The 15,916-nt window shown below is 62.6% G+C and carries 10 protein-coding genes; 8 read left to right on the top strand and 2 right to left on the bottom strand.

The window, feature by feature from the left end; translation table 11 throughout:
* Nucleotides 1-116: 116 nt before the first annotated feature.
* The 7 genes from CKW32_RS08045 to uvrA all read left to right on the top strand — a co-directional run bounded on the left by CKW32_RS08045 (nt 117) and on the right by uvrA (nt 11,798).
* Nucleotides 117-1,028 (top strand): LysR family transcriptional regulator, encoded by a 912-nt coding sequence (locus CKW32_RS08045; RefSeq protein WP_032886585.1) that lies wholly within the window; start codon nt 117-119, stop codon nt 1,026-1,028.
* A 731-nt stretch (nt 1,029-1,759) separates the two neighbouring features.
* Nucleotides 1,760-2,377 (top strand): transcriptional repressor LexA, encoded by a 618-nt coding sequence (gene lexA / locus CKW32_RS08055; protein ID WP_032886583.1) that lies wholly within the window; start codon nt 1,760-1,762, stop codon nt 2,375-2,377.
* On the top strand, nt 2,377-2,991 hold the full coding sequence (gene imuA, locus CKW32_RS08060; RefSeq protein WP_095184532.1) for a translesion DNA synthesis-associated protein ImuA: 615 nt from the start codon (nt 2,377-2,379) through the stop codon (nt 2,989-2,991). The genes lexA and imuA overlap by 1 nt, the downstream gene beginning before the upstream one ends.
* Nucleotides 2,992-2,998: 7 nt before the next feature.
* Entirely contained in the window at nt 2,999-4,411 is a 1,413-nt protein-coding gene (locus CKW32_RS08065) for a DNA polymerase Y family protein (protein ID WP_095184533.1), read from the top strand.
* Entirely contained in the window at nt 4,387-7,479 is a 3,093-nt protein-coding gene (locus CKW32_RS08070; RefSeq protein WP_218186592.1) for an error-prone DNA polymerase, read from the top strand. Before CKW32_RS08065 ends, CKW32_RS08070 begins: the two co-directional genes overlap by 25 nt.
* 90 nt (nt 7,480-7,569) lie before the next feature.
* The gene (locus CKW32_RS08075) at nt 7,570-9,270 is read left to right on the top strand and encodes an ATP-binding protein (RefSeq protein WP_095184534.1); all 1,701 of its coding nucleotides are present in this window, start codon (nt 7,570-7,572) and stop codon (nt 9,268-9,270) included.
* Between the two features lie 8 nt (nt 9,271-9,278).
* Nucleotides 9,279-11,798 carry an excinuclease ABC subunit UvrA gene (gene uvrA / locus CKW32_RS08080; RefSeq protein ID WP_095184535.1) on the top strand — a complete coding sequence of 840 codons (2,520 nt, stop codon included), beginning with the start codon at nt 9,279-9,281 and terminating at the stop codon, nt 11,796-11,798.
* Between the two features lie 114 nt (nt 11,799-11,912).
* On the opposite strand, the gene tkt is transcribed toward uvrA, so the two are convergent.
* A complete protein-coding gene (gene tkt / locus CKW32_RS08085) occupies nt 11,913-13,967 on the bottom strand; it encodes a transketolase (RefSeq protein WP_095184536.1) in 2,055 nt (684 codons plus the stop codon).
* 175 nt (nt 13,968-14,142) lie between these two features.
* Here tkt and CKW32_RS08090 point away from each other — a divergent pair, with 175 nt between their 5' ends.
* Nucleotides 14,143-14,370 carry a YdcH family protein gene (locus CKW32_RS08090; RefSeq protein ID WP_032886572.1) on the top strand — a complete coding sequence of 76 codons (228 nt, stop codon included), beginning with the start codon at nt 14,143-14,145 and terminating at the stop codon, nt 14,368-14,370.
* A gap of 135 nt (nt 14,371-14,505) precedes the next feature.
* Here the strand turns inward: CKW32_RS08090 and CKW32_RS08095 are convergent, their stop codons facing one another.
* The gene (locus CKW32_RS08095) at nt 14,506-15,882 is read right to left on the bottom strand and encodes a VOC family protein (RefSeq protein WP_095184537.1); all 1,377 of its coding nucleotides are present in this window, start codon (nt 15,880-15,882) and stop codon (nt 14,506-14,508) included.
* Nucleotides 15,883-15,916: the final 34 nt, after the last annotated feature.

Consider the following 15,916-nt stretch of genomic DNA (forward strand, 5'->3'; position numbering starts at 1 on the left):
GAGTTAATCGTTGTTAATTTCGTCAGGTGCAGTCACGGAAAAGACAGCACAGACATGCAATCAACCCCTTGTTTTGCGTGCTTAGCTGGCAGTCTGCTAACCGTTTGGATACCGCCATGAACCGCAATGACCTGCGTCGCGTCGACATGAACCTGCTGGTGATTTTCGAGGCGTTGATGTTCGAGAAGAACCTGACCCGGGTCGCCGAAAAACTCTTCATGGGCCAACCGGCGGTGAGTGCTGCCTTAGGCCGGCTGCGCGACCTGTTCGACGACCCGTTGCTGCTGCGCAACGGGCGGGGCATGGAGCCCACGCCGCGCGCCCTAGCGATACTCAAGGAGCTGCAACCGGCTATGGACACCATTTCCGGCGCGGTCAGCCGCGCCAAGGATTTCGACCCTTCCACCAGCTGTGCGGTGTTCCGTATCGGCCTGTCCGACGACGCCGAATTTGGCTTGTTTCCGCCGTTGCTCAGTCAGCTTCGCGAAGAAGCCCCTGGCATCATCGTGGTGGTACGCCGCGCCAATTACTTGCTGATGTCCGCGCTGCTGGCCAGTGGCGAGATTTCGGTGGGGGTGAGCTACACCACTGAACTGCCCGCGAATGCCAAGCGCAAGAAACTGCGGGATATCCCGTGCAAGGTATTGCGTGGGGATGACGGGGTGGCGCCGCTGACGCTGGATGATTATTGCGAACGGCCCCATGCGATGGTGTCGTTCTCCGGGGATTTAAGCGGCAACATCGATTTGGACTTGGCCCGTATCGGCCGCGCGCGGCGGGTGGTGCTGGCGGTGCCGCAATTCAGCGGGTTGCGGGCGTTGTTGGCGGGAACGCAGATCATTGCGACGGTGCCGGATTATGCGGCGTGTGCGTTGACCGAGGGCACCACGTTACGGGCAGAGGATCCGCCGTTTGCGATTGATGCGGCGGAGTTGTCGATGGTGTGGAGTGGGGTGCATGACAATGATCCGGCGGAGCGTTGGTTGAGGTTGAGGATTGCCGAGCATATGGCGGGGGGGGTTGGTTGATTGAGTGCATATCCGTTGCTGCGGTAACGGCCGCCTATGGTTCCGCTCTTACAGCGGGTCACTTTTGGAAAGGCCGGAATGCCGGCCATCGTGGTTGACGGGGCGATTTCAGATCAAAAGCAAGAGCGCGGCGGCCTTAGAGGCGACCGGGTTCTTAAGCCGAACGCATTCCAAATGTGGGAGGGGGCTTGCTCCCGATGAGGGGGTGTCAGTTGATGCAGTTGTGACTGACCCACTGCTATCGGGAGCAAGCCCCCTCCCACAGTTTGATCTCCATAGATCAGATAGATAGGTCCTAGCCTGCTGTCCTGCTGTCCTGCTGTCCTGCTTTTGCTCTGCTTTTGATCTGGCTCTTACATCCTTTTCGCTGACGAAGTCAGCGGTCTGTTGATCTGCGCTTTTGATTGTGATCTCAGGCGCCCCGTCAAACACGCTGGCCGAACGCAGGCTTGAATCCGTGGGTAACCCGGCAGGACGCCGGGTTAGCCGCGCTGGGCCATGGATGGCCCATCGCGGCGGCCCACGGATTCAAGCCGGAGTGCGGGCACACCGAGCCTAGGCGAGGTGCCGAGTGTTGGGGCGAAGGCCTTTTGTTTACTTTTGGGCTTTTCCAAAAGTGAGCCGCTGTAAGAGCGGAACCATAAGTAGCCGTTACCTAACCAACGGATATGTACTCAACTCAACCCCCCCCGACTACCGGCTCTTGTAAGAAATTTCCCATAAGAGTACAAATGTACTCCATGACGACCCTGACTCCCCGCCGCACCGCCATCCTGACCTTCATCCGCGACCGTATCGCGCAACAAGGCCAGCCCCCCAGCCTCGCCGAGATCGCCGAGGCGTTCGGCTTTGCCTCCCGCAGCGTCGCGCGCAAACACGTGGTGGCCCTGACCGAAGCCGGCTTCATTGAGGTCAACCCCAACCAGGCTCGCGGTATTCGCCTGCTCAACCAACCCATGCGTCCGGAGTGGCTGGACGTGCCCGTGCTCGGCCGAGTCGCCGCCGGCCTGCCCATCGGTGCTGACGCCGAAGTGCACAGTCGCCTGCAACTCGACCCAAGCACCTTCGCGAAAACCCCCGACTACCTGCTGCGGGTGCAGGGCGATTCGATGATCGAAGACGGCATCCTTGACGGCGATCTGGTAGGCGTACGCCGCAGTGCCGAGGCCTTGAACGGGCAGATCGTGGTGGCGCGCCTGGATGGCGAAGTCACCATCAAGCGTTTCGAACGCAGTGGCGACCGCGTGCGCCTGCTGCCGCGCAACCCCGCGTATCAACCTATTGTGGTGGGCCCTGATCAGGACCTGGCCATCGAAGGGGTGTTCTGCGGCCTGGTGAGGCAAGGCTGATGGGCGCCGTCGTTGCCCTGGACGCGCTGTTCAATGGCGGCCGCGTCTGGAAAGGCCGGCCGGCCGCGCCTCCCGCCAGTGTGCACCCCACCGGGCTGGCCGCGCTGGATGCGGTGCTGCCCAGCGGCGGCTGGCCTGAATCGGCTTTGAGTGAAATCCTCATGGCCAAGGAGGGCATCGGCGAACTGCAACTGGTGCTGCCCACCCTGGCGCGCTTGTCAAAGGCGGGGGAGCGCATTGTGTTGGTGGCGCCGCCGTATACGCCGTATCCCCATGCCTGGCAGAACGCCGGGGTGGATGTACGCCAGCTTTCAGTGATCCAGGCCGAGGAACGTGATGCGCTGTGGGCCGTGGAGCAGTGCCTGCGCTCCGGCAGTTGCGGCGCGGTGCTGTGCTGGCCGCGCAAGGCCGATGACCGGGCGCTGCGGCGCTTGCAGGTGGCAGCAGAAACCGGCCAGACCCTGGCGTTTGCCTGGCGCGCCTTGAGTGAGGGGGTCAATTCATCGCCTGCTGCCCTGCGTTTGGCGGTCGATGCGAAACCCGCCCAAGTACGGGTGATCAAGTGCCGTGGCGGTTTGGCCCATCCGGCGCCGATTGCGTTGGCAGGGCACTGAGGTTGCCATGCGCTGGGTGTGTATTGTCTTCCCGCAATTGGCGCTGGATGGGGTGCAGCGTGTGCACCCCGAGCCCGACCAACCCCTCGCGCTGCTGGCCGGTACGCCACAGCGGCGCGTACTGCAAACCGTCAACGACGCCGCCCGCGCCTTGGGCCTGCGTCCAGGCCTTTCACTGACGGCGGCCCATGCCCTGGCCAAGACTTTTGCCAGCGCCGAATACGACCCCGTGGAAATCGAACGCTGGCAGCAGTTCCTGGCAGCCTGGGCCTATCGCTTCAGTTCCCAGGTCAGTGTGCATTACCCGCGTGCGTTGCTGTTTGAGATCGAATCGAGCCTGGGCCTGTTCGGTCCCTGGCCGCAGTTCGAAGCGCGCTTGCGCAAAGAATTGACCGAGCTGGGCTTTCGTCACCGCATCGTCGCCGCGCCCAACCCGGCGGCGGCGCGGGTGCTGGCCAATATTTACGACGGTCTGGCCATCGACGATGAGGCATTGATGCAGGCCCTCGCACCACTGCCCATCGACCGCGCCGGCCTTGAACCTCAGGCCGCTACCGCCTTGTCGCGCATGGGCCTGCGCACCCTGTCCCAGGTGCAGGCCTTGCCCCGGCACACACTGGCGCGGCGCTTTGATGCCGGCCTGCTCAAGCACCTGGATGCATTGACCGGGCAACGCCCGCTGGCCCTTGGGTTTTACCAGCCGCCGGACCAGTTCGATGTGCGCATCGAATTGAATTTCGACGTGCAGTCCCACCAGGCGCTGCTGTTTCCATTGCGGCGCTTGACCGCTGATTTATCCGCCTTTCTCTGCGGACGCGACAGTGGCGTGCAGCGTTTTGACCTGCACCTGGAGCACGCCCAGTTACCCGACAGTGTGATCAAGGTTGGCCTGCTCAGCGCCGAGCGCGAGCCGGCGATGCTGTTCGAACTGGCCCGTGGGCGCCTGGAGCAAGTGCAAGTCACCGCGCCGGTGCGCGGTTTTCGCCTGGTGGCCCAGGACTTGCCGGTGTTTGTGCCGCAGCGCCAGGACCTGTTCGACGACCGCCCGCAACAGACCCTGCCCTGGGAGCAATTGCGCGAACGCCTGCGCGCGCGCCTTGGGGATGAGGCGGTACAAGGCTTGCGTTTTCATGCCGACCATCGCCCCGAGTGCGCTTGGCAAGCAACGGCCGACAGTCGCACATGCCCGACCTTGAACAAGGTGCAACGCCCCGGTTGGCTGCTCAGGGAACCCACCTTGCTGACCGAGCAAGGTGTGCAGATTCTGATGGGCCCGGAACGTATCGAATCCGGCTGGTGGGACGGCGCCGATATCCGCCGTGACTATTACCTGATCCAGACCCGCGCCGGTCAGCAAGGCTGGGCCTACCGCAGCGTGGGGCAGGGCGATGGTTTGTGGCTGCAAGGCTGGTTTGCATGAACTACGCCGAGCTGCATTGCCTGTCCAATTTCAGTTTTCAGCGCGGCGCGTCCACCGCGCTGGAGTTGTTCGAGCGCGCCAAGCGTCAGGGCTACAGCGCCTTGGCGATCACTGATGAATGCACGTTGTCAGGCATCGTGCGTGCGTGGCAAGCGGCGAAGGCGGTGGAGTTACCGCTGATTATCGGCAGCGAAGTGCGCATCGAAAACGGCCCGAAACTGGTGCTGCTGGTAGAAAACCTCAGCGGTTACCAGCACCTGTGCCGCCTGATCACCCTGGCCAGGCGGCGTGCGGAAAAAGGCAGTTATCGCCTGCTGCACGAAGACTTCGACGCACCGCTCAACGGCCTGTTGGCGCTATGGGTCGCCGACGACAGCGACACCCAGGCCTCGATCCAATGGCTGCGCCGCACGTTTGCCGAGCGCCTGTGGCTGGCGGTGCACCTGCATTGCGGCCAAGACGATGCGCGGCATCTGGAGCAGCGCCTGCACCTGGCCGCCAACCTGAATATCCCGGCGGTGGCCTGTGGTGATGTGCACATGCACGCACGCGGTCGACGCGCCCTGCAAGACACCATGACCGCCATCCGCCATCACGTCCCGGTGGCCGAAGCCGGCACGCGCCTGCACCCCAATGGCGAGCGGCATCTGCGCGGCCTTGATGCCCTGGGCACGCTGTACCCCCATGCCTTGCTCGATGAAACCCTGGTCATCGCCCGCCGTTGCACCTTCGACCTCGGCCAGTTGCGTTATCACTACCCGCGCGAATTGGTGCCCGAGGGGCATGACGCCGAATCCTGGCTGCGCGCCGTCACCGAAGAAGGCATCGCCCTGCGTTGGCCTCACGGAATCGACGCCAAGACCATGCAGCAGATCAATCACGAACTGACATTGATCAGCAAACTGGGTTACGAAAGTTATTTCCTCACCGTGCACGATATTGTGCGCTTCGCCCGCAGCCGTTCGATCCTGTGCCAGGGCCGCGGGTCGGCGGCCAACTCGGCGGTGTGTTTTGCCTTGGGCATTACCGAGATCAACCCGAGCCTTACGAATATGCTGTTTGAGCGCTTCCTGTCAGAGGAGCGCAACGAGCCACCGGATATCGACGTGGACTTCGAGCACGAACGCCGCGAAGAAGTGCTGCAGTACGTTTTCCAGCGCTACGGCCGCACCCGCGCGGCGCTGACGGCGGTGGTCAGCAGCTACCACGCCGCCGGTGCGGTGCGCGATGTGGCCAAGGCCCTTGGGTTGCCGCCGGACCAGATCAACGCCCTGGCCGACTGCTGCGGGCGCTGGAGTGATGATGCGCCTCCGCTGGAACGCCTGCGTGAAGGCGGCTTCGACCCGGACAGCCCGATCCTGCGCCGTGTGCTCACGCTCACCCAGCAACTGATCGGTTTTCCCCGGCACCTGTCCCAACATCCCGGCGGTTTCGTGATTTCCGAATACCCGCTGGACACTCTGGTGCCGGTGGAAAACGCGGCCATGGCCGAGCGCACCATTATCCAATGGGACAAGGACGATCTGGATGCCGTGGGCCTGCTCAAGGTGGATATCCTCGCCTTGGGCATGCTCAGTGCGATTCGCCGCTGTTTCGATTTGCTGCGCCGCCACCGCAACCTCGACCTGGCCCTGGCGACGATCCCCAAGGAAGACCCGGCCACCTACGCGATGATCAGCAAGGCCGACACCATTGGCGTATTTCAGATCGAGTCGCGGGCGCAGATGTCGATGCTGCCCCGGCTCAAGCCGCAGACGTTTTATGACCTTGTGATCGAGGTCGCTATTGTGCGGCCCGGTCCGATCCAGGGAGGGATGGTGCATCCGTATCTACGACGACGTAACAAGGAAGAAAAAACCACCTACCCGTCACCGGAACTTGAAAGCGTATTGAAGCGCACCCTGGGCATTCCGCTGTTCCAGGAGCAAGTGATGCAGATCGCCATGGTCGCCGCCGACTACAGCCCTGGCGAGGCCGACCAGTTGCGCCGCTCCATGGCCGCGTGGAAACGTCACGGCGGCCTGGAACCCCATCAGGACCGCTTGCGCACCGGCATGCTGAAAAACGGCTACACCGAGGAGTTTGCCGCGCAGATTTTCGAGCAGATCAAGGGCTTTGGCAGCTATGGCTTTCCTGAGTCCCATGCGGCCAGTTTCGCCTTGCTGACTTACGCCAGTTGCTGGCTCAAATGCCACGAGCCGGCGGCCTTCGCCTGCGCGTTGATCAACAGCTGGCCTATGGGTTTCTACAGCCCGGACCAGATACTGCAGGACGCACGGCGCCATCGCTTGCAGATTCGCCCGGTGGATGTGCAGGCCAGCGACTGGGATTGCAGCCTGGAACCCATTGACGGCCAGCAACCGGCGATCCGTATGGGCTTGCGCATGATCGCGGGGTTTCGTGAAGAGGATGGTCGGCGCATCGAGGCCGCCCGCCCTGGCACAGGTTTCAGCGACATTGCTGATCTGGACCAGCGCGCCGGTCTGGACGCCCGTGCCCAGGCGTTGCTGGCCGACGCCGGCGCCCTGCGTGCCCTCGCTGGAAACCGGCACCAAGCCCGCTGGGACGTGGCGGGGGTGCACAAACAATTGGGGCTGTTCGCCGGGCTGCCCAGCCCCGACGAAGCCGTGGTCGCTTTACCCGCACCGACGGTCGGCGAGGACTTGCAGGCTGATTACGCCACCGTCGGCACCACTCTCGGCCCGCACCCGCTGGCGTTGTTGCGCGATGAGCTGCGCAAGCGGCGTTGTCGCAGCTCCCGCGAGCTGATGGCGGTGGAGCATGGGCGTAATGTGAGTGTCGCGGGGTTGGTCACGGGGCGGCAACGTCCGGGCACGGCCAGCGGTGTGACCTTTGTCACCTTGGAAGATGAGTTCGGCAATCTCAATGTGGTGGTCTGGCGCGACCTGGCCGAACGTCAGCGCCAGGCGCTGGTGGGGTCGCGCTTGCTCAAGGTAGACGGGCGCTGGGAGGCGGTCGGCGAGGTGCGCCACCTGATCGCCGGGCGGCTCACCGACCTCACGCCGTTGCTGGAAGGCATGTCTGTGCGCAGCCGGGATTTCCACTGAGGTGACCCCAAATTAATACCAGATGAAACCATCTGCTCCGTGTAAGCTCCAAAAATGGCGACTGTCTTCTCTTTTGCACTGAGCCGAACGATGCAATTTTTATCCAACCCCCACGGCTGTGAAGGTTGGGCCGGTGAAATGGCCCAGCGTATTCGCGCGTTCGATTGGTCGACCACGGACCTCGGTCCCATTAACCAGTGGTCCACCAGCCTGGTCTGTAACGTGCAGATGATGCTCGCATCGCCGATGCCGATGGTGATGTTGTGGGGGCGGGCCGGGTACATGATTTACAACGACAGTTACTCGGTCTTTGCCGGCGGCCGCCACCCGTCTTTGCTGGGGGCTCCGGTGGAGTTGGGTTGGCCGGAGGTGGCGGATTTCAATCGCCATGTGGTGGACACCTGTCTGGCCGGCGGCACTCTGTCCTTCAACAACAAAGACCTGGTGCTGCTGCGCAATGGCCAGCCGGAAACCGTGTGGCTGGATTTGTATTACAGCCCCGTCGCCGGCGACAACCAGCAACCGGCCGGCGTGTTGGCGATTGTGGTCGATACCACCGAACTGGTGAAGTCCGAACAGGTGCGCCAGGAACTCACCCATAACCTCGAACAACGGGTGGCCGCTGAAGTGCAGGCGCGCTCCAGTGCCGAGGACCAATTGCGCCAATCGCAAAAACTCGAAGCCATCGGCGGCCTCACCGGCGGCGTGGCCCACGACTTCAATAACCTGTTGCAAGTGATCGCCGGCAATCTGCACTTGCTGGCCCGCCATGAGCCAGACAATGCCCAGGTGCAGCGCCGCGTCAACGCGGCCATCGCGGCAGTGGAGCGCGGGGCCAAGCTGTCGGCGCAACTGCTGGCCTTTGCCCGCCGCCAGCCATTGTCGCCGGCGGTGTACAACCCGCAACGCATCTATGCCGGCCTTGGCGAACTGTTGCAGCGCGCACTGGGAGAAACCATTCATATCGATGTGCAGTTGCCCCAGGATTCCTGGAGCATCAACGTCGACCGTAACCAGTTGGAAAATGCGTTGCTCAACCTGGCGATCAATGCCCGCGACGCCATGAAAGGTGAGGGGGTGATCCGCATCAGCGGCGAAAACATCATCCTTAACCCCGGCGATTGCATTGGTAAAAGCGTCAGTCCTGGAGAATATGTGCGCCTGGCGGTCACCGACACCGGGGTGGGCATGCCACCTGGGATCCAGGCCAGGGTGTTCGAACCGTTCTTCACCACCAAGCGCGACGGTCACGGTACCGGCCTGGGCTTGAGCATGGTGTTCGGCTTTGTGCGTCAAAGTGGCGGGCATGTCGAGGTCAGCAGCGAAGAAGGCCAGGGCACCGTGGTGCAGTTGTACTTCCCGCGCAGCCTGGGCGAGGAGTGCCTTGAGGCGTCAGACGAGCCCGTTGCGTCCGTAGGCGGCCAGGAAACGATCCTGGTGGTCGAAGACAATGAAGGCGTGCGCCTGACGGTGGTGGACGTGCTCGAACAGTCGGGCTACACCGTGATCACCGCCGAGGACGGCGACCAGGCCATGTCGAAGCTTAAAGCTGGCCTGCAACCCGAGTTGATTTTTACCGACGTGGTCATGCCCGGCCGCCTTAAAAGCACCGACCTGGCCGCCTGGGCCCGTGCACAAACCCCGCCCGTGCCGGTGCTGTTCACTTCCGGTCACACCCGCGACATCCTCTCCAGCAACCACCTGCTGAGCCCCGACATTCATCTGCTGAGCAAGCCCTACAGCCCCGAAGCCCTGACGCTACGGGTGCGCAGCGTGCTCACCGCACGATAAGGTTGACCATGACTTCACAGCGCAACATCCCTGCGATCACTGCCCAACGCCCAGGCTTTGTCAGGGTGCGCGGCGCCCGCGAGCACAACCTGCAAAACGTCGACGTGGATATTCCCCGGGATGCCCTGGTTGTGTTTACCGGCGTGTCGGGTTCGGGCAAGTCGTCCCTGGCGTTTTCCACGGTGTATGCCGAGGCCCAGCGGCGCTACTTCGAATCGGTGGCGTCTTACGCGCGGCGCCTGATCGACCAGGTTGGCGTGCCCGACGTGGACAGCATCGAAGGCCTGCCGCCCGCCGTGGCCCTGCAACAGCAGCGTGGCACGCCCAGCGCACGGTCTTCGGTGGGCAGCGTCACCACGTTATCGAGCCTGATCCGCATGCTCTATTCCCGCGCCGGCAGCTACCCTGCGGGGCAAGCGATGCTGTATGCCGAGGACTTTTCGCCGAACCTGCCCCAGGGTGCGTGCCCGCAATGTCATGGCCTGGGCCGCGTGTATGAAGTGACCGAGGCGCTGATGGTGCCCGACCCTTCGCTGAGCATTCGCCAGCGCGCGGTGGCCTCCTGGCCGTTGGCGTGGCAGGGCCAGAACCTGCGCGACATTCTGGTGACCTTGGGCTATGACGTGGATATCCCATGGCGCGACCTGCCAAAAAAGCAGCGCGACTGGATCCTGTTCACCGAAGAAACCCCCACTGTGCCGGTGTATGCCGGTTTCACCCCGGAGCAAACCCGCGAGGCGTTGAAGCGCAAGCTGGAGCCTAGTTACCAGGGCACGTTCAGCGGCGCGCGGCGCTACATCCTGCACACCTTCAGCCACACCCAAAGCGCGCTGATGAAAAAGCGCGTGTCGCAGTTCATGCAGGGCAGCGCCTGCCCGCTGTGTGAAGGCAAGCGGCTGACCAAGGCGGCGCTCTCGGTGAAGTTTGCCGGTGTGGATATTGGCGAGTTGTCGCAGCTGTCGTTGTCGCAGCTGGCCGAACTGCTGCGGCCGGTGGCGGCGGGGCAGGACACGATGAAGCTCTCGGTGGAGAAGCGCCTGGCTGCGCAGCGTATCGCCCAGGACTTGCTGGAGCGGGTCAGCACCTTGATCGAATTGGGCCTGGGTTATCTGTCCCTGGAGCGCAGCACACCGACCTTGTCGTCCGGGGAGTTGCAACGTTTACGCTTGGCCACGCAATTGGGCTCGCAATTGTTTGGAGTGATCTATGTGCTGGATGAGCCTTCGGCGGGCTTGCATCCGGCGGATGGCGAGGCTTTGTTCACCGCGCTTGAGCGCTTGAAGGCCGCCGGTAATTCGTTGTTTGTGGTGGAGCACGACTTGGAAACCATGCGCCGCGCCGACTGGTTGATCGACGTCGGCCCGGCCGCTGGCGAGCATGGCGGGCAAGTGCTGTACAGCGGGCCACCTGCTGGGTTGGCTGACGTAGAGGCGTCGCAGACCCGTGAGTATTTGTTCGCCGAGCGGCGTACATCAAATCCCTCTCGCCGCGAACCCAGTGGTTGGTTGAAGTTGGAGGGCGTGACGCGCAATAACCTCAATGGTCTGAACGTGGATTTTCCCTTGGGCTGCTTCACCTCGGTGACCGGCATTTCCGGCTCGGGCAAGTCCAGCCTGGTCAGCCAGGCGCTGCTGGAATTGGTGGGCAGTGGCCTTGGGCGTGTGGTTGAGAACGACGAAGAGCCGAGCCTGGAAGATGACACGCCACAAACCAGTGGCGGGCGCATCAGCGCCGGGCTGGAACAGATCCGACGCCTGGTGCAGGTGGATCAGAAACCCATCGGCCGTACGCCACGTTCCAACCTGGCGACCTACACCGGGCTGTTCGACAACGTGCGCAAACTGTTCGCCGCCACGCCTGCGGCAAAGAAGCGCCATTACGATGCGGGCCAGTTCTCCTTCAACGTCGCCAAAGGCCGTTGCCCGAACTGCGAGGGCGAAGGCTTTGTCAGCGTCGAGTTGTTGTTTATGCCGAGTGTGTACGCACCCTGTCCGACCTGCCATGGCGCGCGCTACAACCCCGAAACCTTGGCGATCAAATGGCAAGGCTTGAGCATCGCTCAGGTGCTCGGGATGACCGTCGAGCAGGCAGTCGAGTTCTTTGCCGAGCAGCCAGGGGTACTGCGCTCGTTGCAGGTGCTGCGGGATATCGGCCTGGGTTATCTGCGACTGGGTCAACCGGCTACCGAACTGTCCGGGGGTGAAGCGCAGCGGATCAAATTGGCCACCGAGCTGCAACGCAATGCCCGTGGGTCGACCTTGTATGTGTTGGATGAGCCAACGACCGGGCTGCATCCACGGGATGTGGATCGCCTGCTCAGCCAGCTCAATCACTTGGTGGATGCAGGGCACACGGTGGTGGTGGTCGAGCATGAAATGCGTGTGGTAGCCCAGAGTGACTGGGTGATCGATATCGGTCCGGGAGCAGGGGATTTGGGCGGGCAAGTGGTGGCCAGCGGTACGCCGCAAAAAGTTGCCAAGAGCAAGAAAAGCCGGACTGCGCCCTTCCTGGCCCGAGCGTTGATCTAACAGTTAAACAGGTCCACATGTGGGAGGGGGCTTGCCCCCGATAGCGGTGGGTCAGTCACCCCATCAAGTGCCTGACAGATAGCTATCGGGGGCAAGCCCCCTCCCACAGAGTGATCAGTGTCTGGTCAGTTGGATTTGTGCCTTGGCCTGTTTCACCACATGCTCCACCGTAAACCCAAACTTCTCCTGCAACTTCGCCAACGGCGCCGAAGCCCCGAAGCTGTTCATCACCACCTTGGCGCCGGTTTGCCCGACATAGCGGTCCCACCCCAAAGGCCCGGCCTGTTCCACCACCACACGTGCCGTCACCGCTGGCGGCAACACACTGTCGCGATAGGCCTGGTCCTGTTCTTCAAACAACTCCCAGCTCGGCATCGAGACGACTTGTGCGGCAATCCCTTCGCCATTGAGCTGTTCATAGGCCGCCACCGCCAGGCTGACTTCGCTGCCGGTACCGATCAAAATTACCTGGGGTTTATCCGCCCCCGCCAACACATAAGCGCCTTTGGCTGCACCGGTCGCCGCTGCGTATTGCGTGCGATCCAGAGTCGGCAGCGGCTGGCGTGACAGCACCACACAGCTCGGCCGATGGGTTTGCGCCAGCGCAACTTTCCACAGCTCCAGGGTTTCGTTGGCGTCGCCAGGGCGAAGGGTCAGCAACCCTGGCGTGGCGCGCAACTGCGTCAGGTGCTCAATGGGCTGGTGCGTCGGCCCATCTTCACCCACGCCGATGGAGTCGTGGGTAAACACGAACACCACCGGCAACTCCATGATCGCCGCCAGGCGGATCGGTGGTTTCATGTAGTCGCTGAATACCAGGAAGGTCGAGGTGTACGGCCGCAAATACGACAGCGCCATGCCATTGGCGATGGCGCCCATGGCGTGTTCGCGAATACCGAAATGCAGGTTGCGCCCGCTGTAGTCATCGGCGCTGAAGCGCCCGGCACCGTCGAAGGTGAGGTTGGTTTTGGTCGAAGGCGACAAGTCCGCCGAGCCGCCGAGCAGCCAGGGGATTTGCTGGGCGAAGGCATTCAGTACCTCGCCACCCGCCGCGCGGCTGGCGACGCCCTTGGCATCGGCGGCAAAGTCGGGCAGGTCAGCCTGCCAGTGCTCGGGCATCTCCCCGGCGCGCATCCGCCGTAGTTCATCGGCCAATTGAGCGTCGAGACGGGCCAGGGTCTGGTTCCATTGCTGGTACAGCGGTTCGGCGCGGGCGTGCAGGGCGTCGCGCAAGAGCGTGCGCGCCTCATCGGGCACCAGGAAGCTGGAATCCTGCGGCCAACCATACGCAGCTTTGGTCAGGCGGATTTCGTCATCACCCAACGGCTCGCCATGGGCGGCGGCGGTGTTGTGCTTGTGGGGCGAACCGTAGCCGATCACGCTGTCGACCACGATCAGCGTCGGCGCGCCGGTATTCGCCTGAAAGGTCTCCAGGGCTGCGCTCAGTGCCTGCAAGTCGTTAGCATCGGTGACGTGCAAGGTGTGCCAGCCATAGGCCTGGAAACGCTTGATCACGTCTTCGCTGAAGGCAAGCTCAGTGTGGCCTTCGATGCTGATGGTGTTGTTGTCGTAGATCCAGCACAGGTTATCCAGCTTCAAATGGCCGGCCATCGACGCCGCTTCGCTGCTGATGCCCTCCATCATGTCGCCGTCGCCACACAGGGTGTAGACGTTGTAATCGAACAGCACCTGGCCGTCATGGTTAAAGCGCTCGGCCAGCCAACGCTCGGCCATCGCCATGCCCACGCTGTTGGCGCAGCCCTGGCCAAGGGGGCCTGTGGTGGTTTCCACGCCTGTGGTCATGCGGTATTCCGGATGCCCCGGCGTCTTGGAGTCGGCCTGACGGAATTGCTTGATATCGTCCAGGCTGATCGCCGGGTGCCCGGTGCGCTTGCCATGGGCATCAATTTCTTTCACACCGGCCAAGTGCAGCAGCGAATACAACAGCATGGATGCATGCCCCACTGACAACACAAATCGGTCACGGTTGGGCCAGTCGGGATGCTCGGGGTGATAGCGCAGAAACCGGCTCCACAGCGTGTATCCCACCGGCGCCAGGCCCATGGGCGTGCCCGGATGGCCGGAGTTGGCCTTCTGCACGGCGTCCATCGCCAGGGTGCGCAGGGTGTTGATGCATAGGGTGTCGACAGTGGTTGCGGCGTTAGTCATGAAACCGGTCTCCCTCAAGTGACGATCTACTGTGGAGGGCCGGGCGCCGCGAAGGTTTGATCCCATTGCCGTTGCCGCGACGAACGGGGACGTATTGACTTCAAACATGACAAGACCCTTTGCAATGGTCTAGCTTCAAGGGCGTAGGCCATTGATCAACTTGCGGAGGTACGTCATGCCAGTGAAACACGACCTGTATCAGGATTTGGGTTTGAGCAAGGAAGTCGTTCACGAACGCAGGGCGAGCGATAAACGGCTGGACTCGCTGCTCACCCAATACGACGCTGCCGACGGCGAGGTGCTCCGGGCGGAATCAGAAAAGGCCGACGACACGGTGGTGGAGGTGTTGAAGAAGAAACGCCTGCTGATCAAGGACGAAATCGCAGGGCGCCTCGACGCCTGAAACGCGGCAAGGTTTGTTCAGATTTGACTGAGGGACATCGTGGGAATCACTCCTTATGATGCGCCCCGTCCGCCCGGCTCTGGGGACGTTTTGCAGCGCAAGGATTGTGCTGTTGAGCCGGGTGGACGCTGTCTTTCAAGCCAGCAGCGCTTCAGTGCATGCATTGATCGAGCGCTGTTGGGTCTCGCTGTACAGCTGCAATTCATCGATGGTCTTGCGCCCCAACGCCTTTTCGAATTCCGCCTGGTTTGAATTGGCGGCGTAGTGACTCTGTGCCGCATCCCCCAAATTCGACTGGAAAATCCCCGCCGCACTCACCGGCAGAAAATCCTCATACACCAACGGCTCTACATCCACATGACCGGCGGCGATCAGTGCTTGCAATGTGCGTGGTTGATCGGCGTGGCCGCGTGCCGCCAGGCCTTGTTCCGTGGCGAAGTAGCGGAAGTACGCCAGGCCTTGTTCGCGCATCTGCCCGTGGTTGTCGGGGAAGGCCTGGAAGTGTTGTTCCATCAAGTGCATGTAGCGCGCGGCGTTGGATTCGTTGGGGAACGCGCCCAGTTCGTCGCGGGCGGCGTTCAGCAGTTGGTCGTAGAGGGCGCGGCCTTTGGGCGTGAGGGCGACGCCACGCTGTTCGATTTCACCGAAGCGGGCGCTGTGGCTGCCTTGGGCGTCGGTGAAGGCGATGGCTTCGTCGAGGGCCTTGAAGCTGGTCTGGCGCAGCAGGATCGGGCACTGGCGGCGCGGTGGGCCTTCGATCACGGCCTTGGGGGTTATGCCCTTGGCGGGCATGGCGGTCTGTACCTGATCAATGTCCAGGGTGCGCGGGGTGAGGTGGTTGATGTGCGGCCCCTTGAAGGCCACCACATCGGCGATCAGGCGGTGCTGGTCACTGAGTTGCTGGTACTGCGCGGCGGTAACGGTGGCGGTGTGGTGCCAGCGGAAGGTTTCCAGGGCCTGGCGGATGAATTCGGCGGCCTCGTCGGCATTGAGGCCGCCGTTTGTTTCCGCTTTTGCGATAAGCGCCAGGGCGCCGGGGGTGAAGATCGAGCGCTTTGCCAATGCAGTTTCGGCGAAGGCGCGAAGTTCGGCATTCTCGATCAATTCCAGGCGCAGCAGGGAGGTGAACACCCGAAACGGGCTGGCTTGCAGCGCGTGTTCATGCACCGCGCGAAATGCTGTGGAATGCACCGGCACGCCGGCTGGCGTGAGGTCGTAGTAGCCCACGGGCTGCATGCCCATCACCGCAAACAGGCGGCTGATTGTGGCCAATTCCGCTGCTGTGCCCAAGCGAATGGCGCCGTGGCGTTCCATGTCCAGACGCTGGATTTCGCCGGTGCGTTGCAGCTGTTGCGCCAGGCTCGGTTCGCTGTCGAGCACGCGGCTATTGGTCTCGGCCACCAACTCCATCAGCGCGCCATACAGGGGAACTTCATCTCGGTACATATCGGACATGGCCTTGGAAAACCCCTTGCGGATCTCGTCTGGGCTGACATGTGCGGTACTGGGCATAGAAAAATTCCTGATGACGGTGGAGAGGGTGATG

The sequence above is a fragment of the Pseudomonas sp. Irchel 3H9 genome (genome assembly GCF_900187495.1).
GTDB classification, from domain to species: domain Bacteria; phylum Pseudomonadota; class Gammaproteobacteria; order Pseudomonadales; family Pseudomonadaceae; genus Aquipseudomonas; species Aquipseudomonas sivasensis.